This window comes from Croceicoccus mobilis, from assembly GCF_001661965.1.
GTDB classification, from domain to species: domain Bacteria; phylum Pseudomonadota; class Alphaproteobacteria; order Sphingomonadales; family Sphingomonadaceae; genus Croceicoccus; species Croceicoccus mobilis.
In genome coordinates, this window is the sequence record NZ_LYWZ01000007.1 from 36117 (window position 1) to 59084 (window position 22968).

Sequence of the window (22968 nt, forward strand, 5' to 3'; positions counted from 1 at the left end):
TCTCATGTTGGGTCCTGTTGTGGCAGGAACAGAGCCAGCGCGGGCCGTGGACCACGGTCAGATGGGGCAGACTTGGCCTATTATCGAGCCGGATCTGATGTCCGTCATCAAGGCGAAGCTCGATGAGGCTCAGCGGACAGGCAAGATTGACGATCTGAACCGCGAGTTCGCCAGAAAGGCTGAACAGCGAGTGATGCGCCCTGTCCCGGTTGCCGGAATTCGTGCCGCAGAGCAGGACCGAAGCTGGGAGTATGACCCGGCGATCGTCGTCGAGAACGACATTCGAGACCACAAGGGCAACCTGATCGCGGCTGCAGGCCAGAGGGTGAACCCCTTCGATACCGTCAGACTTACGAAGAAGCTGATTTTCATCAATGGCGACAGCCAGGCGGAGCTTGATTGGGCTATGGCGCGCGGGACAGAGCGTGATGCCAAGATCATTATGGTCAACGGTTCGCCCTTTGAGCAGATGAAGGCGCACAAGCGCCGCTTCTATTTCGATCAATCCGGCGTTCTGACGCAGCGTTTTGGCATCAGGCACACGCCGGCGCTTGTGGAGCAAGAGGGGCAGATCCTTCTGGTGTCCGAAAAGGCGATTCCACGGGGGAAATCGTCATGATCGTCGAGAAGCTGAAGGATCTCGCTCCGGTCCCGTTGGCCGCTCCGGAGAGCCGGCAGCTCCTCGCAGCGAGGAAGCGGGTTATTTGGGCTGGCGGAGCGCTTGCCGTGTTGGTCGGGTTTTTTCCGATCCTTCATGCGCTCGCTGGCGTTTATGCTGTGGCAGCTGTGGTGGCTGCCGGGGTGTTCGCGGCGATCCAGGTTCCGATCTGGGCGCGCGCGAAGAATGCCGCGGATGACGAGTACCTCTTCAGGGATCGAGGAGGTGATGATGCGCAGGATTAGGGTCTTGCTGGCGTGTCTGGCGCTTTGGGCATTTGGTGGAGTTGCTTCTGCTCAGACGTTGCCGGAGGCTACGGGCGGCCGGTGTACGGGGAGTTTCGTCAATCCGATTACGGATGTTTGCTGGGGCTGCATGTTTCCACTGTCCGTTGGCGCGTTGAAGATCTGGCCGTCCAGTCGGGCCGACACGAAGAATCCGACGTTGCCGATTTGTGCCTGCGGGTCGCCTATTCCGCGGATCGGCATCGCGGTAGGCTTTTGGGAGCCGGTGCGGCTCATCGATGTGACCACGCGTCCGTTCTGCTTTCCGAACCTGGGCGGCGTAAAGCTTGATCCCGGGTTCAACATCGGCGGTGGCTATGCGTCAGGCCCTTCCCAGATCGGGGGGAAGGGCCAGAGTACGGCGAAGTATCACGTTCACTATTACATCTATCCTCTTCTCTACTGGTTGGAGATTCTGACCGATTTCATCTGCTTCGAGCAAAGCTCTTTCGATGTTGCCTACATCACGGAGATTGATCCGCTTTGGCAGGATGACGAGCTCACGACGATCCTGAACCCGGAGGCGGCGATCTTTGCCAATCCGCTCGCACAGGCCGCCTGTGCTGCCGACTGTGTCGCAGCGACGGCCAAATTGCCTCTTGATGAGCTGTTTTGGTGCTCAGGTTGCCAGGGTCCGATGTACCCGATGAACGGCAATGTCGGCGCCAATATCGGCATGAAACAGTCAGGCAGACTGGCGGCTGAGCGCATGGTCTACAAGATGCACAGGACGGGCCTGGCTTACGGCACGATGGGAAGCAAGGGCCTTTGCAGCAAGTACCTGATGCCGGTCTTGAAGAAGAGCCAATATCGCCTGCAGCAGGTCAATCCGACACCGATGGTGAGCGGCCGCGAGTCTTGCTCGCCGATTGGAGCCACCACGATCTTGCCCAAGTCCGGACAGGTCTATCCGGTGAAGGGTGAGGACATGGGTTTCCTGTTGTGGCGTAAGCGCAATTGCTGCGTGTTCTGAGGAGAGGATGATGAAGAAGTTTGTTGGTCCTCTCGTCGCGTTGCTCGGGTGCGGAGCATTCTCGGCTGTCCTTGCACAGAGTGTCGAAGGGCTCGATCTCGAGGCGATCGAGAAGCGTGCCGAGAGCAAGCTTGAAGAAGCGCAGGAGCTTTTCGATTTCGCGATCGCGAACGCTGAGCAGCATCAGGAGGCGGCTACAGAGGTCGTCGATAATGGATTTCAGGCTGCGCAGACTGTGGATGTGTCCCATATCGCAGGTCCGGACGGGGCGATCGATCTCGACGAGATGTTGGCTGGATCGCAGCAGGCGATGTCTGCCCCAAAGGGCGCGCCGCTTTTCATAGCATTCGCCTCGCTGTCTATGCCTGAGGATGCGCTGGCACGAATGATCGCCGATACGACCCGTGCGGGTGGCGTGATTGTGTTTCGGGGCTTTTCGGCCGGCAACCCGCAGGACTTCGTAACCGGGATCCAGAAGGTTGTGGATCAGCAGGGCGCCAGCAACGTGGCTATCGATCCTCGCCTGTTCCGGGCATTTGGTGTCGATCGTGTACCGACATATGTCGCGCTCTCTCGCGATTTCGAGCCGTGCGATCAGCTGGAATGCACGAGTCAGACGCCTCCGCACGATAAGTTGTCCGGCAATGTTTCGGCAGAATATGCCCTGACGCTGTTCGCGGAAAAAGGCGGTCCTGGTGCGTCCGTTTCGACGGTGGCGCTGAAGAACCTCAAGCGAGGTGGCTGATGCGCTGGGGGGCTTTTCTTGGGGTGATGTGCTTGTCGTTGGGGAGTGCTGCAGCACTCGCTCAAGCGACAATGGCGGACGGTCGTTCGGACGGTGAAGACCTGGCTAAGGCCATTCGCGATGCCACTTCGGACAGTATCCTTGCTGATGGGGCAGAGGCTGGTGTTCCTGGCTATGCCGGGACGGATTTCGCGGAAAGCGCGATGGTCGACGATGTCGCCGCGCTCGATACTGCTGGTGAGTTACAGAGGTCTACCAATCCGACCTATTCCGTGGTGGTCGACACCACCCGGCCGCGGTTTGATCCGACAACGATAGATCTTTCGGCGGCCGACGCGATCGAGGATGATCCGGACGCGTATCTTGGCACCGGCTTTACGCTGGATGGCTCGACAGGTGAGTGCGAGGCATTGCCGGGAAGCGGAACCGGCGTCACCGAGTATTTCGAGAGCTGCAATGACGGGTCGGTGGTCGAGGAATTCCCGCTGACCTGTTCTGTGGTGGCGGTCGATAATTCGCAATATGGCTACACCTGCCAAGAGGTGCAGATCTACATTCCCGCGCACCGTGTTTGCGTCAAGCCGACGAGAGTTGGGTGCCAGGAATATGCCGACGTCCCCGAGCAAATAGTCGAGACCGTTAATTCGTGCGGTAACATCGATGCAAGCTGCACCGCAGGCGCGACGTCGACGACTGAGCTCGGCACTCATGAGACCTATGAATATTACGGCAAGCGCATTCCTCGAGACGTGAGAAGGATCTCGAAGCAGTATGTCTGCGATAGCGAGCATAGTACGTCGCCGGCTGTTGATTCAGCGATGGAATTTTTCACGGAATGGAGGCGCGTCTCTAAGACGGCCTATTACGTTCCAGACGGTCCTGCTTATCACATCCCCGCTGTAGCGGAGACTTATGACGGCCGTGTTGGCTCGGGTTCGTATACGATCGATGAGACCGACTGCCTCAACAAGACGGCGACCTTGCAATGTACGCAAAGCTCCCAGGTGTGTGTTGCCAATGATGCGTCGGGAACGTGCGTCGAATGGGAGCGGACCTATGATTGCACGCGTCGGGTCAGCAAGAACGATTGTTCGGTGCTGGACGCTCGGCCGGAATGCACGTTCGATCATCGCGAGTGTTTGAGCGAAGACGCTGACGGCACCTGCAATATCTACGACGAGTGGTATCGATGCACGACAGGCGAGCCGGTGGACCCGGATGCGGAGGAGTTCATCTGCAGCGGCGATCTGTACTGTCTCGATGGTGAATGCACAGAGATCGAGCGCGAGGCATCTACGGAATTCAAGGATGCAATGGTGGCCGTGCAGACGATGGGCGAGCTGCGCGATGATTTCGATCCGGATACGCTTCGGCTGTTTGGCGGTGAGAACCTGAAATGCACCAAAAAGCTTTTTGGGATCTCGAACTGTTGTTCAGGCAAAGGCGTCCCGCTCATCACGCCGTTCCTTTGCAGCGCGGAAGACCGCCTGGTTGATGAAAAGGACGATGCGGGTCTTTGCGCTTATGTCGGATCATATTGCTCGGACAAGGTGCTTGGCGTTTGCGTCACCAAGAAGCAGTCCTATTGCTGTTTTTCGAGCAAGCTGACGAGGATCCTGCAGGAGCAGGGGAGGGCTCAGCTTGGGCTCGATTTCGGAACGCCCAAAGAGACGACCTGCGAAGGTTTGACCGTCGAGCAGTTCCAGCAGCTCGACCTGTCCCTCATGGATTTCACCGAGGTCTATGAGGAGTTTACCGAAGCGGCAAAGCTCCCCGATGAAATTGAGGCGGGCATCCTGATTCAGGAGCGCATTGCCGAATATTACAACCTTCACACCGCGCCATGAGTAACGGAATGACAAACGTCGCAACCATCTATTGCGAGCATGATTTGCCCTCGATGACTGTGTTTGAGCTCGCGGTTGCCAGTGCGATCGGGCGGCAAGAGTTGAGCTCCAATCAGGATCTGATGGAGATCCTTGGGGACTGGTTCCAGAGGTCGGTAGACGACAGGGACGTTGTCTCCGCGCTGTCGAAAATGGAGCAGCAGGGCTGGGTCAGGCAAGCCGGCGAGACCCTCGTCGCTTATCGTCTGACCCCGATGGGGATCGACTATGTGACGACGCTTTATGGCGGCTGCATCAGGATGATCGACCGCGGTCTTGGCATTCTGAAGGTCTCTTTTCTTTTGCAGGCGCTCGAATTTCCGAAGGAGGAAGACAATGCTTAAACGATCATTCCTGGCGGCCGGTGCAGTGTCTGTCGTCCTTGCGTCGGTTGTTCCGGCGGTTTCGCTGGCTCAGTCGCGACCCTCCGAACGCGATCAGTTTTACTGCGAAGAGCGTCAGCTCGGAAGCTGGTTCTATTGCGATCCGGAAAAGGCGAAGCCGACTGAGGCTGTTGCCCAGGTCGAGCCGGTGAGTGCCATGAAGAGGATGGCGGCGATCACGGAGGAGCTCGATGAACTGAAGGCGAGGGCGGTACTCGAACCGACCACCGAGAACATCACCTCCTACATCAAGTTTCAGCGTCAGCAGTTGGATCGGGCCTCGACCTTTGCCGACGTGTGGAGCCGCACGGTCTGGCAGAATCCGGAGCTGGACTACACGCTGCAGCGCCCTGTTAACACGTTGGGCAAGCAGACATGGATGGAGGGCCGGAAGGCGGAGCAGGCATCAACGATGCAGATGCTCTCGGAGCGCTACGGCTTGTTCTATTTCTATTCGTCGAATTGTGCGGCGTGCAGAGTGTTCAGCCCGATCATCAGAGCGCTTTCGGATCAGTACAACCTCGAAGTTCTACCAGTTTCGATGGACGGCGGGCCGAACGAGGCATTTCCGAACTTTGTGACCGATTCCGGCCAGTACCAACGCATGGGCCTGCAGGGCAGTACGGTGCCGGCGCTGGTCCTGTTTGACACGCACACGAAGCAGCCGATCCCCATCGGATATGGGCTGATGGCAGCCGACGAGGTGATGCAGCGCATTTACTACCTTACGGAACTCGAACCGGGGAGCGATTACTGATGACAAAGCAGATGAAGTTTCGTCCGAGAATTCGTCGGATTGTCGGTGTCGCACTTTCCGCCCTTGCCTGCGGTTCGATGGCGGCGACGCCGGCGTATGCGAATGTGGAAGGCGAGCTGAATTCGTTTTTTAACGAAATGGGCGTTGCGGGGAATGTGACGGGCCCGAGCGCCTATCAGGGCCAGGCAGCAGGCTATTACACGGGCGGTGGAATCTGGAGCAGGTTCCCGCAGAAATCGGTGAGCCCGGTCAACATCCAGCTTCCGTCGGCGAAGGCTGGTTGCGGTGGCATCGACCTTTTCACGGGGAGCTTCTCTTTCATCAACTCGGACGAGATCGTGTCGATGATGAAGGCTGTCGCTAACAATGCTCTCGGCTTCGCGTTCCAACTGGCGATCAAGTCGATCAGTCCGCAAATCTCCAACGTGATTGAGGAAATGTCGCAGAAGGCGCAGCAGCTCAATCAGTTCAACATGAATTCTTGCGAGATTGCTCAAGGCCTGGTTGGCGGGCTTTGGGGTAAGAACCAGGGTCGGGATTCTGAAGTCTGTAAGGCTATTGCGAACAGCCAGGGCTGGGCGACTGACTGGGCAAGATCGCGTCAAAATTGCAACGCCGGTGGCGAGCGCGAGTCGACGATCGCCAAAAACACCGACGCGACGATCCCGGCAAAGAGCTACAATTACACCTGGGACATGCTGAAGCAGAATTATCCGTCAATGGATAAGGAGTTCCGCGAGTACCTGATGAGCCTTGTCGGAACGGTAATTTACATCCGCCCCGCGACCGATGCTGACAGCGCCACTTACAGCTTCAAAGGTGTCGGCGATAAGGCGCTTTTGACGGCTCTGATCGACGGGACCGGAAGCACCACCACTCAGATGCTCAATTGCCCTGATGATGATTGCCTTACCCCAACTATGAAGAACCTGAACGTCTCGACGACCATCGCGCTGAAAACGCGGGTCTATAATATGCTCGTTACGATCCACGGTAAGATCAGGACTGACAGCGCGCTCGATGGCAACGAGATCGGTCTTCTCGGCGCGACGAGTCTTCCTCTCTACAAGATCATGACAGTCTCGGCGGCTTCTGAGTTCGGCGGAATGTCGGATTCAGATCTTCAGATGCTCGCGGAGGTCGTTGCTGTCGACATGGTCGAGACGATCGCCGACGTTTTCTACGGGTATGTTCGTGCCGGGCAGGGCACGTTCCATAATGCGGACGAGGAAACGCTCGGCCAGTGGCGCGATCAGATCAGCAGCGTTCGTGATGCCCTCAAGGGATACGGCGAAAACACGTCGCAGCGGATGGCGCGAACTCAGGTGTTCCTCGATCGAACGGTTTTTCTGGAACGTACCATCAGAAACCGCCTGTCCCCGCAAATGTCAGCAGCCCTCTCGTTTAGCACAGCCATGAGCAAGCAGGGCGTTCAGTAAGGATCGAGCGATGTTGGAGGTCTTCACGACTGGCGGCGGCGAATATATTGTCAACGTATTCAATGCTGTTGCAGCATGGACAGGGGGAGGGGGCTTTCGGTCCCTGCTCCGCGTCGTGATGGTTATGGGCTTGATCTATGCCCTGCTTGTCGTGGCGTTCAGCATGAACTGGAGGGCGTGGCTTCACTGGTTCTTGGGCGCGACGCTGATGTATGGAGCATTGATCGTCCCGACGACCAGCGTGAAGGTCACAGACAGACTGAACCCCAGCCTCGCTCCGGCTACCGTGGCCAACGTCCCGATTGGACTGGCCGCGATCGCTTCGGTTTCCAGCACTGCGGGCGACTGGCTGACGAGGACCGCCGAGACCGTATTCGTGATGCCGGCGTCGCTCCAGCTGAGCAATAACGGGATGATCTATGGCGCGCGGCTGTGGGACAAGACCAGGGAGTATCAGATCAGGGATCCGCGCGTGCGCGCGAACACTACCGAGTACTTCAAGCAGTGCCTGTTCTACGACATCATGCTCGGGCATGAGAATTTTGCGGATCTCGCCAATTCGAATGACATTATGACTGAGATGGGTGACGGTTCTCCAGCTCGAGGAATGAGGTGGCTGAATGCGTCAGGCGCCTCTACGTTTGTTACGTGTCAGACGGCCTATGGCTATCTGAAAAATACGGATTTGCCAGCTGAGACGGCTGCTCAATTGACGCGTGAGGGCAAGCGTTCATTCCCGGGCCTATCTGACGCAGCGGCCAGGGCGAAGCTCGAAGCGGATCTTCCGGTGATCGGCGCAGCATTTCACGGATCGTCGCAGACGGCGTCACAGATTTTCCAGCAAAGAGCGCTGACGGATGCGTTCCTCGAAGCCAGAGCCAATTTGAGCGGAGCAGACGGCGATACCTTCGCGATGCTGCGCGCTGAGGAACAGGCTCGAAACACCTATTCGTCGATCGCGCAGCAGGCGATGACCTGGGTGCCGTTGCTGAACATTGTTCTTACGGTCGTTTTCTATGCGATGTTCCCGGTCATTTTTCCGCTGTTCTTGTTTCCAAAGACGGGGGTTACGGCGGTCAAGGGCTATTTCACAGGGTTTTTCTATCTCGCGGCGTGGGGACCGCTCTATGCGGTGCTTCATATGTTCATCATGGATCGGACGGCCGATGCGATGAATGCGGCAGCACCTGGCGGGATTACGATGGCGGGAATGGCGGGGATCGATGCGGTCAATCAGGACACGGCGACGATCGCCGGGTTCTTGATGATGTCGATCCCTTTCCTCGCTGCAGGCATGGCTCGCGGAGCGATGGCTGTATCCACGCAGGCAACATCGATGTTGGCGCCGGCACAATCGGCTGCTGAGGCTGCAGCTGTCGAGCGCACGACAGGGAATTATGCCTATGGCAATCTGAGCTATCAGAATGAAACCGGGAATGTTGTCCAGCGCAACCAGTGGAACACCGCACCCTCATTCAGTGGCGGTTTTGCGACGAGTCACTTCCGGCGGGATGATGGCATCGACAAATATGGGTTTGCGGACGGTGGTGAGGCCTATGATGCCGGTAGAGCAATTGGTCGCTTGGCGAATACCCCGACAGCGTCGAGTGGTTTCGGAGCGGAAGTCAGAGGCGTGCTTGCCCAAGGATACAATCATGTTCAGCAAGTGAGGCATGAAGAATCGATCAGCGCCGCTGCGACTGAAAGCCGCGGTAACGATTTGATATCGGCTGTTGAGCAGTCGCGTTCGTCCGGGTCCCAGACTGGCTCTGGTGTATCGAGTAGCTTGGCAAATGTTTATGAGGCAAGCAACGGTTTGTCGAACAATCTGCAGACTCAGTTTGGCCTGCAGCAGCAAGATTCAGACAATATCTCAAGATCTTCGATCCTTTCCGGGAACGCGAGCGCATCGCTTGGGACACCCGGTGGTGCGTTGAACCCAGCCCAGCTGCGCCTTGGGGCGCAGGTAGCAGCTAACGCTCAACGTGCGACTGGCAGGACGATCACGGCTGAGGAGGGCTTCAGGGAGCTTTATGGCTATGTCGAGCAACAAAGCTCGTCGATGAGGGCCCAACAGGTCCGCGATGATTTTGCTAGGACGACCGCCGGCAGCCAGGATAGCGAGGTGCAGCGCGCGAGCGAGCGTTGGTCAACGTCTTTGAGCGAAACGAGGACCGCGAGCGTGGCCTCTTCGAATGCTGAAGATAATTACGAACGCGTCTCCCGTGATGTTAGCAATTGGGAGAGCGAAGGGTTCACGATCAACCGTGATCTGAGCCGAGAGTTCACTGATTTCGAGACGGCCGAGCTTGCAAAGCCTGAAAACCGAATCCTCGCAGACACGGGATTGAGGCCCGGCATGGTTGTTCAGAATGCGCAGCAGGCCGCGGCCGAAAGCATCCTGATGCAGAGGTTCTCCGAGCAACGGTTGGATCAGATTCGGGACGAGTTGGGGGTAGTTCCTGAAGCTCCATCGGTAGGGTTGGCACGACCTGGGGTCGGCGGACAGGCTGGCGTGATCGATTGGGTGACCGAGAGGTCGGGCGCGGTTCGTGGAGCTGGCCCAGACGTCGATGTTCGGTCCGCTGCCGGAAATGAATCGCTTCGGAAGGATGTAGAAGGACGTATTTCAGGTGGCGATGACTATGTCCTGGAAGGGGGGCGACAAATTCGGAGTGAGGGCGTTCCGCGATATCGACAGGCCAGAAATGTGCGCGATACCGTCGATAACAGGAATCATGCGACTCTGGGCGAGACGATGCCAATTGTGGACCGCACAGTGGCTCCTGTTGTCGGTGGAGTTATTGACGCAGCGCGCGGAGCGTTTGGAAAAGGCGAGGGAGGTCCGGGCGGGAGCCCGGATACCTTTCCCGGAGGACAAGGATCGCAGTGGGCGCGGGAACTAGGATTACCGGTTAAAGCCGGAGCCCGGATCGATAATTTAGACCGGTCAATGTACCCAGCGATGTCTGCCGTCAGCGAGGAATCGAGACGGCTAGGGATATCGCCTCGAACCGTGACTTCAGGGAACGATTCTCGGCATGTGAGTGGCAGCCAGCATTACGAAAATCGCGCTTTAGACTTCCGCGGGCGTGACTTGACCGTTGAGCAAGGAAGGGCTTTGGCGCGAGGTGTGCAGAGTAGACTTGGTTCGGGCTATTTCGTGGACTTTGAGGTCTTCCCCGACAATCCGGGGAACAACCATCTTCACATTCAGCGGCGGCGCGGGCGTTGACAATGTCAGTAATTGGTTTCCGATGTGCGATCACCGCCGGTGTGTTGGTCGCATGTCTTCCAAGCATCACTTGCGCTGAAGGAGCCAACAGTGGGCCGTTGCTTTCGCCAGCTGGTGCGTATTCATGTAAGGTCGAGGGCGACGTCGCCACTGGACATTCGTGGAGCGAATTGATCGAGTGGGCGCCATGTTCTGAGTTGGCGGTTTCGTTTGTGACCGTTTCCAGCCTTGAGGATGCTGGGCAGCTGGCGGATCTAACGGCCGAAGATCAGCTTTGCTTGCGGAAGGCCAGGCAGATTGTATTGGTTTCGACCGAAGTGAGCGCTGTCGCCATCTGCATAGCCGCGGATGACGACAGCACTGTTATTGTGATTGCCGATTAGCGGTCAAAGAACCAGGATCATAAAGACGGACGCGGCAAGAAAGATTGCGATCTCGGCGCAGAGGCGTTTCCAACTCCAGCCAAAGATCGTGGTTTGCACAGGAGCGTCGTCTGATGGAATGACATGCTCGTTCCACCACATCCAACCGTGATTGGTTGTGACGTCGGTGAAATCGACATTGTGAACATTCTGGTCGATCGTCTCGACCGTGGGGCCGATCCAATCAGAAGAATTGTCAAAACTTTCCATCACTTTTCTCCAAGCTCAGTAGTACCAAAAAACAGGGACCGGCACAATGTTCGGTTTTTGTACTACTGAGCTTGGGGATGTGATGATTGGCGCCTGATCGGAGAACAGCGATCTAATGGTTCCAAAGGTGACCATTTTCGGATAAAACCCGCGCAATTTTTGGCAAGTCGGACAAGGCTAGAGGGCGCCAGAGGAGGAATAACGGGTGTCCGAGGTGGATGATGCCTATTTGGCATACAGGCAAAAAATCCTGTTGGGGCAGATTCTTCCCGGCAGTGCAGTCGATCCGTCGGAGTTCGGGGCCGAATATGGATTCGGAGTTAAGAAGGCACGCCAGATCCTCAATTCCCTATGGCTCGATGGCTATTTGACAAAGGGCGGGCGAGGGTACGCGGTTGTTCTGCATACGGCCGATCAGCTCGACGAATGGCGAGAGATGGTCCTTGTTTTCGCGGAGATCGGCGCCGGCAGACTTGCTGTCCAAACCGAGGGAGAGGTCGCGCGGCTCGAAGAGTTTTACGAGATAGCCCTAAAGGGGCGCACCGTTGATGACGAAGAATTCTTCATTTCGGCGATGAAGTTCGTGGGCATGTTGATGGGTGGTCCGACGGCGGGCCTGGCTCGAATTATGAGCCAGCTCGTGCCGCAGGCGTTTTATCGACTGATGTGGCTGGCAGATGCCCGATCAGGCGGTGGCGAGGGTTATCTTCTGCGCGCGATTGAGGCAATGTTGGCGGCCGCGAAGGAGCGAGACGTCGTGAGCGCGCGTGCCGCCTGCAGGATCTATTCGGAGGGTGTCCGGAAGGAGCTGCTGGAGCAGCTTGAAAAGCGCAATGCCGGCGTACAGCCAACCGATGGCGACCGAGCAAGACTGAATGATGTTCTCGAGTTCCGTTTGACGGGAGAAGAGCTTCAGCCCGGAAGGGGGTTGGGGCGGGAGCAATTGCTCGATCCGTTGCAATCAGATGCCCAACCGAGATCGATCGCCTGGCTAAGCTAAGAGAGCGTGATGGCGTCTAGCGTTTGGACGCATGGCAGGAATTTGGGCGCGGTGAAGGCCCTGACGGCATCGAGGCTATCTGTGTCTCCCAGGTGCCGGATGGCAAGCTCTGCAGCATCTACAGCGCGCGGAATGATTTCGCGGGGCATATGTGCCGCCCAGGCATAGCAAGCCCATGTGCGGCCGATATCGACGTATTCCGCCAACAGGTCCGCACTTCCGACGGCGGCGATTATCGTAAGGGCGAGCTTCTGGTACGATAGAGTGACTGCCAACGGCGATCGGCCCTCTGCCAAGCGTAGCAATTCATCAATTCGGTAATGGAGCTGAGCGTGCAGGTGGCTGATATTCTGGCGGCGAAGCCTTATAAGTGCGGCCGCTTCGAGGGCTGACATGGTGTCCATGATTTCGGCAAGATGCGCATGGTCGCAAGTCTGCCAAACGAACGCGTGAATGTCGTTCTCGATGAAACCATTAACACGCATGTCGAGGAAGGCGTAATTGGCCCATTGCCGACTGGATTGCGTTTGCTGCGCGATGTCGTCGGGAGCTGCATGTCGACTGGTGAGATCACCGTGAACGATTTGCCAGCGAAGATCCTCTATCGCCGGATCTGCTGAAGGGCAGAGGCGGTCGAGTGCGGTTTTGAAGAGGAGACGGATATCATTGTGCGGCACGCGTCGCGTTGTAACTGATGGGGTTGTCAACTCAAATACACATACGTCAAGTATCTTGTTGATCCCCGGAATTTGAATCGAGCGAAGCCGATATTCTTTGCCATCTCCGCGCCGATCGTTCGAATGGATCAATGCGTAGGACTCTCGTGGCCGAACTTGTGATCTGCGATGCGTTTGTCGGTAACTCTCCAGATGCGTCAAAAGCCTGGAGGCCGGAAAGAATCAAACGCAGATCGCTATGATATCTCACCCTTCGTTGTCCCGTCTGAAGCCAGCTGGCGAGTATACGGCTATAATATAATGCAGTGCAACATGGTATGGTTCCACGCATTACAAGCTTGTAATGCGCCGCAAATGATTGATACCTTTCGCCCGATAAACGGTGCCTTTTGTCAAAGGAAATCATCCCCGGCGTGATTATCGAATTGTTCAGCAGTACGAACGTAGCCGGCGACGGTATCGAGAGATTTGTGGCGGGCGTGATCCATCATCCGGAAGGGACTGGCGCGGTTTGCGGCCGCTTCGGTCAGGAATCCTGCTCGAAGGGAATGGGCTGAGTACCTGGCCGGGTCAAGGTTCGCGGCCGCTGCACTGGCCTTGACCAGACGGGCTACACTCCGATCGTTCATAGGGTGTTCTGTCAGACGGCCCGATCTCGTCAAGCGGCGAAAGGCATACCCGTCTGCGATGCCGGCAGCATCGAGCCAGGCTCGCATTGCTGCCACTGGCTTGATGTTGGTCCCCTCCGGCACTGCAACGGACTGGCCAGAGCCTTCCTGGTCGGTCTTTGACGATGTGATATCGATCACGAGACCCTTGTCGGTAAAATGGAGGTTTGAGACGTCGATTGCTACGAGTTCCGATCGGCGGAGAGCGCTCGCCATACCGAGGGCAAGGATGGCCCGGTTACGTATAGCGCGCAGATCTTCGCCTTGTATTGTCTCGAGCATTTGGAGAAGAATGCCGGCGTCCGCGGGGGCCTTCTTGTCGATCTTCCGTTTGGTTTCATTCTTGATCCCTCTGAGCATCCTGGGAATGATCCCAACAATGTCGTCGGCTGCAGGGGTGCGGTGACCGTTCTCCTTGTGATGGTAATTGATCGCCGCCATTCGGCGCTCGATGGTGGAGGGCGCTTTGCCGCTCTCTTTCTGGTTGCTGAGGTAGAGAACGACAATGTCGGGTGAGGACGGAAGTGCCGATAATTGGCGCGCTTCGCAGAAGTGGCAGAAATCGATCCAGTCTGTGGCGTAGGCTTTCAGGGTCGAGCTGGCGTGAGATGCTGCGAGGGTTTTTCTTGCCGCCTCGATCTCGGCGCGCAGCTGCTCGGCAAGTGCATTGCTGGTCGACATTAATTCACTTGGCATTAGGCTCTCCGGACGTCGGCCGTCGCGCAAGTCTGCGGGATGCCTGATAGGCCTGATTTGGCAAAATCCGTCGATATCAGGAAATTTCCGTTTTGTCCAGGAAGTCAGGTTATCGGACACAACGGACGCTAAATCGTTGAAAAAGGACCGTTTTGAAAAACCTACCACCAATGTTAAGCTAAGTGCGATTTCACTTAACAATCGAGGTTTTGTGGCCGCGGTCGATCTTGCCTATGCTTATGGTCGTTTGTCAGCAGCGCCGCGCAACGCCGGTGCTGCAGGTCAATATGTTCTACTGGCGTTGCTCTGGAAGATTTTCCTAAGGGATGCCGGTAGGTTAAACCCAGACACTGTCGACATACCGGCGGACGATGATCGTGTCTTACTCACCCACGACCATAGAGCCAAGGTGGTTCTCGCATGGCTTTCGGAGGCTCCCCTCAGGGGCCAGAAAACGGATCAAATTAACCCGCGCTCTATTGTCGGTCCGCGCCCTACGGCGAAGATCGGGCTAATGGACGATGTGTCGACGGCATTCTCGAATCCGGAAAGCGGGTCGATCACGGATATTGTGCAATCGGCGTTGGGCGAAAGCTCGTGGAGCGAGCCCTTTGTCGGGCTCGCGAAAGTCATCGAGACCTTGCGGCGCTACGAGGCGCGCGATTTTAAGGCAGGTGGCTCCATTGTCAGCGACAGCGGCCGAATGACCTATGCGGTCAATTCATGCTGGGCATTGAATCTGGCGCTTGCAGGTCCGGACAATCCCTTCCCCTTCCCAGTCATCGGTCTGGCAAACCAGGTTTGTTTCCGCATCGATCTGGATGCTGAAGAAGTTGCGAGCGCTTACCTCTCGAGCTGCAGAACCGCCATCAACACACAAGCCGACACCCTCATCCGCGTATCAAGGCAGATCGAGCAAGCCAGGGGCGCGCTCGATGGCGCGCGTGCTGGTTCTAGGGCGCTGGAGGCGTTTGAAATCATATGCGGATTTGGCGGCATTCGAAGGCCGCAGTTGTGCGCGGTGATGGGTATAAGCAGGGCTGGTGCTGGCGTTGTATTGCGCGAACTGGACCGCCAGGGTTTGATCGTGATGGAACGTAATGGCCCGATAAAGGCGAGGCAGCGACGGCGCGGCCGTGATACTGGATTGTCGAATGCCATCAGGCTGGCGAAGGCCGTGCCGGCGTTCTCAGCTGAGACCCTGAAGGAGCTCGATGAGGCGACGGCCGATGCCGACAGACTTAATCGGAGGTATGGGGAGTGAGTTCGAAAAACGAGGCGGTGGTGAGCGCCGGGCCAGCGTGGTTGGGCGTAGTCGCGGCAAATGCGGTTTGGGGAACTGCAGTATTGGCCGCAATCCTTTGCTTCATCGGGCAAAGCTACGCATATTTTTTGTTCGCGCATTTTGGTCTCGATGCGGACGTCATAGAAAGAGGGGAATTAGCGACGTCGACGGAAGGCCTCATCAATCTGATTGTATATTGGGTAGAGGCGATCTCCCGGAGCTTTTGGAGCACTGCCATTACGACTGCGATTAGTGTGGGGGTAATCATACTCGCTGTTGTCGCTGTTAAGCGTGGCTGGGCTGACAAAGAGAGGATGATTCAGAGATTTGAAAGTGGGGCAGTGGTAGCGCGGTGGGCTTCCTACGGTTGCATCGTGTTCGCAATTTTTGCTTCAATAGTGGCGGGTTTCGCGGGCGCCGACCGCAAGATTAAGTGGATTGAGGCGACGTTGAATGATCCAAAGTCTCTCATGTGCTATGAGACGGCCGAGGACTCAGCCTGTGGCGCCCTTCTTGGCCAGAACGATAAGCTGACGGTGGTTGTGACGCCTGAAGGGGTGAGGATATTGGATACGACGGCGTTGCGCGGAATGAGGCGGAATCGCGCCGAGCAAACAGCGTGATCGCGACGATGTATATTTGGAGGGTCGTTGGTGGGTTTGCTCTCGCTGGCGGGCTTGTGGCCGTTACCGGGTGCGCCCCATCGTCAGCTTCGGCAGCGGACGATTGGCAAGCTGCCGAAACCGAGTTCGTTTGTACGCCGGTGGCCGTGTGGGATGGAGATACCTTTCGCTGCGAGGAACGACAGAAAATCCGGATCGCCGGCATCGCAGCGCGTGAGACGGATGGAAGCTGTAGCCCTGGCCACCCCTGTCCTGCCGCGTCTGCGGAGGCCGCGCGGGATGCGCTGGTGGGATTGTTTGGCGGACCGAGGGGACGTTGGAAGCACGGCCACATCGTTGTCCAGGCGCCTCCAATGAGGTGCGAGAAACGCGGAATGAGTTATGATCGTGTAGTGGCTCATTGTCTATTGGCTGACGGGCGCGACCTATCTGAAGCAATGCTTGCCAGTGGGACGGTCCTTCCGTGGCGATAGCGCGTTCGCCGTAAGCCTGGCGGGGGATTACTCCCTTTCCACTCAATTAGTCTCAGCGTGTTGTGGGTATTTTTCGGGCCAAAGCTGGCTCGGCTTCAACCCTGTCGCTTCAGCAATCGCGTTTTCGACTCGTTTTGAGCGAGCGCGTCCCTTGGATACTTGAGTTACACCCGTTGGGGATAGGCCAAGCGACTTAGCGATCTCCGATAACGAGGTTCCTTTTGTGCGAAGTAGCCATTTGATGTGGTCGTGCTGTTCCATCGGTAGTTTCCGCTGTTCGGTGTTTTTGGCGCGTGGCTCCGTCTCGTAAATCGTATTCGAATTGCAATTCGTATGCTACCCGGCGAGGGCTCGTTCCTGGGGACACTCGTGAAGATCGAATTCGTCATCCTTTTAGCCATGCAGTTTCTTGCGATGGCGAGTGTCGCCTATTCCCTGCTTACCTAACTGAAATAGCGCCAGTTGGATTAGAAGGCCGCCCCTCACGTCGTCTTTTTGCGGCGGCGGCGTGTCACAGGTTTCCGGCCAAGACCGATCTTCTTGGCGAGCTGGCGACGCGTTTCGGCATAATCTGGAGCGACCATCGGGTAGTTATCTGGTAGCTGCCATTTGGCGCGGTATTCGTCGGGCGTCAGGCCGTGGTCTGTCATCAGATGGCGTTTGAGCATCTTCATCTTTTTTCCGTCTTCCAGGCAGACGATGTGATCTTTCTTGACCGATGCCCGAATTGACACCGCGGGTTGAAGGGGCTCTTCATCGGCGCGCGACTGTGAGCCAAGATTCGACAATGCGGCATAGGTAGAAGCAATCAGGGCGGGGACTTTTGTGTGTTCGATCTGATTGGCGGAGAGATAGGCGGTCACAATCTCGGCCGTGGTCTCGATAAGATTTGAAGGCGGTTGTTCGGTCTCGGGCTTCATTTGGAGGTTCCCCTGTCATTTAATTTTGCCGGTGGTTGGCCAATTGATGGGTCGAGATCTGTGGGTCTTAGATCGAGCTGCTCGATATAGGTCGCATGATAGCTATCAAAGCTAGCGAATGCCCCCGGTTCTGCGTCAGGGTGCCGGCGCAAACTTTCGATGAACTCTGCAAGATGGATGGAAGAGGTTGTCAGGTGGTGTTCGTCACATGAGCGCAGCAACTCCAGCGCACCGGCGACCAGCGCCTCTGTCGGCAGCGAGGCTTCCTTTCGGTCTCGAACGTCAGACATCAGTCACGGTTTGAGAGGCACTTTCGGTCTCGATTGTCGATATGTGAGCATCGTACTCGGCGAAGTCGGCAGAATTTGCCTCCGAGTGATTGCGCATAATGTCCATGAATTCACGGGTTTTTACGGACGCCTGTTCCCATCCCAGCTCGTCAAATTGGCGGAGCAGCTGAATTCCGGCGCTGGAGAGAATGGAAATGCGCTCGGTTGTGAGTGGTTGCTTGTCGGATAGTTGTGTCATCGGACGCTGTTTGTTGCTGTTCAGGATCTGGTTGTCGGGAGGTGGCTCGGCAGCCAACCTATGATGATCTTCCGTGTTGGTTTGTCGTAAGTGTAGTAGATGCGGATCATCTGAGGAGAATTGAACGCGGAAGAATACGAGGCGAGTTTGCGGTCGAGGAGGATCGTGCGGGTGCCATAGCGCGCAAGATAGGCTTCTCCCGTTTGACCTTTGAGGCGCTCAGCGTTCGAGAAGCCGTCATGAAGATGAAGGCTGGAAAGGCCTTCGGTAAAGGCGGTGCAATATTCGCCTGGTTGCTTCTGCGTATATTTGGTTGTTGCGAGAAGGGCGATTGCCTCTGCGATGCGCTGTGGATCTGGATGAGCCGATTTACGAAAAGCCCTCTTGGCCTTTGGGAGAATGATGATCTTGTCGTCGAAGTTTGTTTCGAGCCAGGTTATGACGTCGGGTATTTGAGAGAGATCGAGGGACCCCGGTTTGCTCGTAGGAGTGATGAGCTCGTGGTCAGCTTCGGGTGGCGTGTCCGGATCGAGCGGACGGCCGGGGGGACTGTCTGGCGCGGTCTCCTGTTCATGTGCGGGTTCGTGTGGGATATCGCGGGAGGTGATGTCTTTCCATTGATCCGCGAGTCTGGTCGCTCCGGCTTCCATGAGCTTCAGAAAATTACGGGGCGGACGTGTCGCGCTTGATGATAGAAAGGTGCGTGCGTTGGCCTGCAGGGCGGATACCTGTTCGTCGAGCCAGTCGCTGCCGAGTAGTGGGGCGTCGGCAGCTTCCTCGCTCAGCCCCTCGAGCTGGCCGCTGGCGCCGGTGTAATACAGAGAGCCGACCGCGCACGTCTTGGGGTGAATAATGATTGCGTCCATGCGCCCCAGATCCTCGTAGATCTGGAACTGTTCGTAGAGGTCGTTATTGACGATCACCGGCCCATAAGCGCCAAGGCGCTGCCGCGCGACGGTGTAGTCGTGCTTCTGGACGGCAGTCATTGTCGGTGATTTTCGGCGCATGATGAATAGAGGGCGCCGCCGGCGTTCCGAGCGTTGATATTCACGGAAGCCCTTTCCGGTCTGGGATAGGCCTGTTTCGTCGATCAGGGCTGAATCCGGGTATGCAATCGGGTCGTATAGTTCAGCAATGGATTTGAGCGTGACAAGAATGTCGGTCGCGTGAGCCGATGTCGTGAGGAGGTGTATTGACAGCAGATACCGGGTTTCATCGTGCCGGGTGTCGTCAGATATGGTGATGAGGGCGACCACGCTTTCGTCGGCCGAGATAACGGCGCAGTCGTCACTCATGTAGGGGGTGAGTGTGGCGAAGTCCTGGTGGAGAATTGCGACGCAAAGCTGCTCGATAGTCGGCCGGCGGCCCAATAGGATATGGTCGTCAGCCACGGGTGGGACGAGCATTGCTTTCAGGATTACGGTGTCTGTGGATGATTGAAGGTCGTCGTTCTCGTAGAGTTCATACGCGGATATGCTTCGGTCCGGAACGCAATCCTCATCGATGAGGACGTCGCCGTATGAGTATGTCGCGTGAAGACTTCCCTGGGTCGTGAGAGCGGTATCGTTTATCGTCGGTTTTCGCATGAGGCTGGGCTCCTTGATACTTCCGATCAGGGTTCTTCGGTATTTTCGTCGTTGCTGGGTAGAACCTGCCAACCATTCTCCCAAGGGCGTTCTGTGAACGCCGGCTGACCTTCAACATAGTCGACAGTAGCATCGGTTTGCCGGTGAACCTCGCGCAGGAGGTCGACGATCGTCTTGTTTGTCCAGTCTTCCGGATTGCCGACGATCGCGCCAGCGATCAACCGACCAAGCCGTTTGCTCAGGCCCCCGCCTTTTTCCTCGGTATCGAGCGCGTAGGCATCAAGGTGGTATCCGCGCGCATCATCGTTCGCGTAGGGAAAGAGGCAGAGAGTCAATCGGAGGGTTTGCGATCCCCGGATGCGGCGCTGTGCGGTGGCGATCCAGACAGCGCCATCACACTTCACCTGCTTGATCTGCGCTGCTTGCGCAGCACCGATCAGTGCACCAAGGCCGCCAAGTCTTCCCTCGGCGAGCGGATCGACCAGCTCGAACGTGCCCGGTTCTTCGGGCGGGGTGCCACGAACCAGCGGCGTAATGGTCTGGGAATCCGAGACGTTGATGTTCATGCCGTCCTTGACCGCTTTGACCACATCTGAGCGGGATGCTTCGGTCTGAATGTCGAAGATGTGGTAGAGTTCGCGCGTCCGGTCTGCCTGCTGGGCGTTGGCTGGCAACGCGCCACTAAGTCCACCGGCGATCGCAAGCATGGTGAGAAGGGAAGTTTTCGTTTTGAGCATGTTAGTCTCCAAGATTCATTTTGATGTCACTGGGCTTGGGAAAGAAGGAGGGCGTCCGTGCTGCATGGAGAACGACCGTCGTTGTCGATCCAGGCAGAACCGTTATCGGCCGTACCTCAGGTCCGTCGACGGTCTGATCGTCCTCATGGAAGCTCCCGTCCCATGTGGAAGTTTCGGTGACGATCATGCGCCAGGATCCGATCGGGATGGGTAGTTGCGCTGTGTCGCGTGCCCGCACGAAGCCGATGAAGACAGGATTGCGCGCTGGGTCGAACAGCTCGACGATCGCGTTGGTTTCTCCTGCGGTTATGGCCAACATGCCGGTGGCGCCATGCGCTTGGGCCGGTTTGACCTTGAAGGTGCCGTTAGGAGGGAAGTCCCCGCCGGAGTAGTGCGTGTCCCCGCGGAAGATGGCAAAGCACGCGAGCGCGGCAATGATAACGGCGAGGAGTATGATCCAGCGTGAACGGGTCATCACTGGGGGGCCTGGCTCGATCACCGCACCAGTCGGCAGTTCCATGCGTGCCTTGTCGCCGCGCCTGGTTGGCACAGAGGCTGAAGCCCCCCTGCCGCGCGTCCTTTCGTGCATGTAGTCGCGGTCAGAAATACCCATAGGTCATCCAATCAGTATGAGGCCGGCCGCGCCGAGGGCGAGCGATGCGGCTCCGAAGATGGTCTTTGCTACGGAGAGGCGCCGGGCGGGCTTTCCGGTGTAGATGGACCGTCCACGCTTATCGATGCCGCTCTCGAGGCCGGCTGTGCCGTCCCAAACGTCGATTACACCCCATGCAAGCAGGACGAGGGCGACGGTGTAGGCAAAGGCGGATGGAGTCATCCTCGCGAGGCCAAAGGCTACAATCGCACCACCAACGACAGGCAGAAGGACAATCTTGGCGGCATGAAGCACGCTGAAGATCCGGAAACGCGCAACCGAGATTGATGCGGGTACGAGCGCCAGCGGCCGACTGCACCTTGGGCAGATGGAGGCTATGGCCCGCGAGGGCCAGAAGGGCAGAAAATCTCCGCAATGAGCGCAGCGAGGCTTGGGCTGACTTAGCATTTCCTACCCTTCTGGCGACCGGATGCGATTATACCGCTTCGGGGCAGTCGGCTTCGTCGCAGTCGACGCAGTTGGCCGCGGTCTTTTCATGCTCCGGGCAGTCGGTGCATTGGCCGTGTTCGTCGAGATGGGCGTCGCCATGTTCGCAGGGGTTGCGCTGTTCTTTGGCGTATGCCGCGAGTTTCTTCTTGATGATCGCTGCTTCGTCGGTAGTCGCGCGATCGTTGAGTTCGGCAGTCTGCATTTCACGCAGCTTGCGGGCTTTCTCTTTGAGATTGAGGGTCTGGCGCAGTTCGGCCGAGTTTTCGGCAAGGCCGGGCTTGTGCATCTGAGCGCACTTGGTGCCTTCGGGACACTTGTGTTGCTGGGCCATCGCCGGCGTCGCCGCGAGCGCGATCGGCAAGGTGATCGCCGCGAGGAGGTATTTCGTCATCATATTGGTCCTTGATGTTGCCCTGCGTCTGCAGGAGTGGTTGAGCCTCATGCGAGGCGGGCTATCGGGCGTGGCCCGAATTTCGTGTGGGAGATCAGCGGAAAAAGCCGTCTTTGCGGCCGCCGTGGCGGTTGTTGTATCGCTCGTCCTTGTCGTGCGCGGACTTGTTGACGCCAACCTCGACACCGCGAGCGGTGTCGCGGATGTGCAGGTCACGCGGATCGATGTTATTGCGCCTGGCCCAATCCTCGGCCGCGCGGCGGTCGCCGAATTCTCCGACGTCTTCGTATTGAAAGCTCATAGGATACTCCTCATGCTGAGCGTGGTTGGGGGCTGCCGTGTTGCGACAGCTTTCGGGTTGAGGGGGCTGGTTCGAGCGCCTGATGGAGGCGAGCTCGAACGGATTGCGCGGTGTGGCGCTCATTCGCTGGCAAACGGGCGGTGATATATCCGGCCGCGCGGGTGAGCCGATCGCGATCGGCGTCCTTGCGCTTGTCATGGCTTCGGTCGTCGAGTTCCACGATGAGCAGAACCTGGCCAGTTGCGCGGTCTTCGACGATGTAGTCGACGCGCTTGCTGCTGAAGCGATTGAAAGTACGAAACCAGTCGGACTTGTTCAGGCCCTTCTTCGGCAACATAAGCGCGCCCATTGAGACCTGGGCGTGTATGCGGGTGTTGGGGAGCGCATTCTCGATGTACCGGATCACGCGTTGTTCGGCGGCCGTCATCAGCGGGCGCTTTGTCACTGGCAGCGAACCAAGGCTTTTGGGTCTGTTCGTCAGGTGCAGGACAATCAGGAGCAGTATGAGGCCCACGATGCCGAACAGGACAGGCCCGAACAGATTGAACACCGAATTGATGAGAGAAGTCAGGCTGGAAAGGGTCGTCTGGTTCATGCCGCCATCTCGCTTATCGGATCGTGATCGTTGGCAGGGACAAGCGTCGGCTGTGCCCGTTCTCGCCGCAGGGGGCGGATCGCGCGCGCCAGTAGGTGCGTGAAGGTCACCGCGAGGGATCCGACCAGAACGGCCACGAGGAGCATGAGGCCGATCGCGCAGGCATCGGCCATCAGTTCCTGGCGCTGGAGTGACGCGCGCATGTCAGCGCATCCCTGAACGCCGTGAGTGGACAGGTCGCACACGACGAACGTATCGCCGGCGATGGAATCGGAGAGATCGCGCAAGCCGACCGAATTGACGGCCGAAGCAAGGGTGAATGGCTGATCGAAGACGATCTTCCCGTTGGCGATGTGTGCGCCTTCGAGCGGGATGGGTTTGGTGTAATTCATCG

Annotated in this window: 26 protein-coding genes; 12 read left to right on the plus strand and 14 right to left on the minus strand. The window is 57.5% G+C overall.

Translation table 11 applies throughout. The features are described from left to right. Positions 1–4: 4 nt before the first annotated feature. The 9 genes from traW (at position 5) to A9D13_RS02155 (ending at position 10360) form a co-directional block, all read left to right on the plus strand. Positions 5–619, plus strand: a complete 615-nt coding sequence (traW, locus tag A9D13_RS02115; protein ID WP_066769537.1) for a type-F conjugative transfer system protein TraW — start codon at positions 5–7, stop codon at positions 617–619. Next, positions 616–903, plus strand: a complete 288-nt coding sequence (locus A9D13_RS02120) for a hypothetical protein (protein WP_066769540.1) — start codon at positions 616–618, stop codon at positions 901–903. Before traW ends, A9D13_RS02120 begins: the two co-directional genes overlap by 4 nt. Further along, a complete protein-coding gene (gene traU, locus A9D13_RS02125; RefSeq protein ID WP_066769541.1) occupies positions 887–1915 on the plus strand; it encodes a conjugal transfer pilus assembly protein TraU in 1029 nt (342 codons plus the stop codon). Before A9D13_RS02120 ends, traU begins: the two co-directional genes overlap by 17 nt. Positions 1916–1925: 10 nt before the next feature. Then, positions 1926–2660: a type-F conjugative transfer system pilin assembly protein TrbC gene (gene trbC / locus A9D13_RS02130; RefSeq protein WP_066769668.1), complete on the plus strand. Its 735-nt coding sequence runs from the start codon at positions 1926–1928 to the stop codon at positions 2658–2660. Between the two features lie 71 nt (positions 2661–2731). Next, positions 2732–4507 carry a conjugal transfer protein TraN gene (locus tag A9D13_RS02135; protein WP_066769542.1) on the plus strand — a complete coding sequence of 592 codons (1776 nt, stop codon included), beginning with the start codon at positions 2732–2734 and terminating at the stop codon, positions 4505–4507. A gap of 8 nt (positions 4508–4515) precedes the next feature. Beyond that, on the plus strand, positions 4516–4890 hold the full coding sequence (locus A9D13_RS02140) for a hypothetical protein (protein ID WP_156521873.1): 375 nt from the start codon (positions 4516–4518) through the stop codon (positions 4888–4890). Then, positions 4883–5686: a conjugal transfer protein TraF gene (locus A9D13_RS02145; protein WP_066769550.1), complete on the plus strand. Its 804-nt coding sequence runs from the start codon at positions 4883–4885 to the stop codon at positions 5684–5686. Before A9D13_RS02140 ends, A9D13_RS02145 begins: the two co-directional genes overlap by 8 nt. Beyond that, positions 5686–7125 (plus strand): conjugal transfer protein TraH, encoded by a 1440-nt coding sequence (locus A9D13_RS02150; RefSeq protein ID WP_229665567.1) that lies wholly within the window; start codon positions 5686–5688, stop codon positions 7123–7125. The genes A9D13_RS02145 and A9D13_RS02150 overlap by 1 nt, the downstream gene beginning before the upstream one ends. Positions 7126–7135: 10 nt before the next feature. After that, positions 7136–10360, plus strand: a complete 3225-nt coding sequence (locus A9D13_RS02155) for a conjugal transfer protein TraG N-terminal domain-containing protein (RefSeq protein WP_066769552.1) — start codon at positions 7136–7138, stop codon at positions 10358–10360. A 386-nt stretch (positions 10361–10746) separates the two neighbouring features. Here A9D13_RS02155 and A9D13_RS02165 read toward each other — a convergent pair whose 3' ends face one another. Continuing rightward, positions 10747–10992 (minus strand): hypothetical protein, encoded by a 246-nt coding sequence (locus A9D13_RS02165; RefSeq protein ID WP_066769555.1) that lies wholly within the window; start codon positions 10990–10992, stop codon positions 10747–10749. A 205-nt stretch (positions 10993–11197) separates the two neighbouring features. Between A9D13_RS02165 and A9D13_RS02170 the strand changes: the two genes are divergently transcribed. After that, a complete protein-coding gene (locus tag A9D13_RS02170; protein WP_066769557.1) occupies positions 11198–11992 on the plus strand; it encodes a GntR family transcriptional regulator in 795 nt (264 codons plus the stop codon). Here the strand turns inward: A9D13_RS02170 and A9D13_RS20360 are convergent. Together A9D13_RS20360 and A9D13_RS02185 are read right to left on the minus strand one after the other, a co-directional pair. Then, a complete protein-coding gene (locus A9D13_RS20360) occupies positions 11989–12801 on the minus strand; it encodes a hypothetical protein (protein WP_156521874.1) in 813 nt (270 codons plus the stop codon). The two genes, A9D13_RS02170 and A9D13_RS20360, sit on opposite strands and share 4 nt — an antisense overlap. A gap of 260 nt (positions 12802–13061) precedes the next feature. Further along, positions 13062–14018 carry a site-specific integrase gene (locus tag A9D13_RS02185; protein ID WP_308420421.1) on the minus strand — a complete coding sequence of 319 codons (957 nt, stop codon included), beginning with the start codon at positions 14016–14018 and terminating at the stop codon, positions 13062–13064. On the opposite strand from A9D13_RS02185, the gene A9D13_RS02190 reads away from it, so the two are divergent. Further along, on the plus strand, positions 14005–15297 hold the full coding sequence (locus tag A9D13_RS02190; protein ID WP_156521875.1) for a hypothetical protein: 1293 nt from the start codon (positions 14005–14007) through the stop codon (positions 15295–15297). The two genes, A9D13_RS02185 and A9D13_RS02190, sit on opposite strands and share 14 nt — an antisense overlap. Further along, positions 15294–15941 carry a hypothetical protein gene (locus tag A9D13_RS02195; protein ID WP_156521876.1) on the plus strand — a complete coding sequence of 216 codons (648 nt, stop codon included), beginning with the start codon at positions 15294–15296 and terminating at the stop codon, positions 15939–15941. Before A9D13_RS02190 ends, A9D13_RS02195 begins: the two co-directional genes overlap by 4 nt. A gap of 515 nt (positions 15942–16456) precedes the next feature. Here the strand turns inward: A9D13_RS02195 and A9D13_RS21375 are convergent. The 11 genes from A9D13_RS21375 to A9D13_RS02245 form a co-directional block, all read right to left on the minus strand. Further along, positions 16457–16675 (minus strand): helix-turn-helix domain-containing protein, encoded by a 219-nt coding sequence (locus A9D13_RS21375; protein WP_082922038.1) that lies wholly within the window; start codon positions 16673–16675, stop codon positions 16457–16459. Positions 16676–16896: 221 nt separating this feature from the next. Next, positions 16897–17334, minus strand: coding sequence for a Ros/MucR family transcriptional regulator (locus A9D13_RS02200; RefSeq protein ID WP_066769571.1), 438 nt, complete (start codon positions 17332–17334; stop codon positions 16897–16899). Beyond that, positions 17331–17624: a hypothetical protein gene (locus A9D13_RS20365; protein WP_156521877.1), complete on the minus strand. Its 294-nt coding sequence runs from the start codon at positions 17622–17624 to the stop codon at positions 17331–17333. Before A9D13_RS20365 ends, A9D13_RS02200 begins: the two co-directional genes overlap by 4 nt. Next, positions 17617–17919 (minus strand): hypothetical protein, encoded by a 303-nt coding sequence (locus A9D13_RS02205; RefSeq protein ID WP_156521878.1) that lies wholly within the window; start codon positions 17917–17919, stop codon positions 17617–17619. The genes A9D13_RS20365 and A9D13_RS02205 overlap by 8 nt, the downstream gene beginning before the upstream one ends. Then, positions 17883–19448, minus strand: coding sequence for a hypothetical protein (locus tag A9D13_RS02210; RefSeq protein ID WP_066769575.1), 1566 nt, complete (start codon positions 19446–19448; stop codon positions 17883–17885). Before A9D13_RS02210 ends, A9D13_RS02205 begins: the two co-directional genes overlap by 37 nt. Before the next feature lie 26 nt (positions 19449–19474). Next, a complete protein-coding gene (locus A9D13_RS02215) occupies positions 19475–20185 on the minus strand; it encodes a hypothetical protein (protein ID WP_066769578.1) in 711 nt (236 codons plus the stop codon). 1 nt (position 20186) lies between these two features. Next, positions 20187–20705, minus strand: coding sequence for a hypothetical protein (locus tag A9D13_RS02220; protein WP_156521879.1), 519 nt, complete (start codon positions 20703–20705; stop codon positions 20187–20189). Between the two features lie 568 nt (positions 20706–21273). Next, positions 21274–21678 carry a hypothetical protein gene (locus tag A9D13_RS02230; protein WP_066769588.1) on the minus strand — a complete coding sequence of 135 codons (405 nt, stop codon included), beginning with the start codon at positions 21676–21678 and terminating at the stop codon, positions 21274–21276. Between the two features lie 94 nt (positions 21679–21772). Beyond that, positions 21773–21979 (minus strand): hypothetical protein, encoded by a 207-nt coding sequence (locus A9D13_RS02235; protein ID WP_066769596.1) that lies wholly within the window; start codon positions 21977–21979, stop codon positions 21773–21775. A 10-nt stretch (positions 21980–21989) separates the two neighbouring features. Continuing rightward, complete coding sequence (locus tag A9D13_RS02240) at positions 21990–22574, minus strand: DUF2726 domain-containing protein (RefSeq protein WP_066769598.1); 585 nt, start codon at positions 22572–22574, stop codon at positions 21990–21992. Beyond that, the gene (locus A9D13_RS02245) at positions 22571–22966 is read right to left on the minus strand and encodes a hypothetical protein (RefSeq protein ID WP_066769600.1); all 396 of its coding nucleotides are present in this window, start codon (positions 22964–22966) and stop codon (positions 22571–22573) included. The genes A9D13_RS02240 and A9D13_RS02245 overlap by 4 nt, the downstream gene beginning before the upstream one ends. Between the last annotated feature and the right edge of the window lie 2 nt (positions 22967–22968).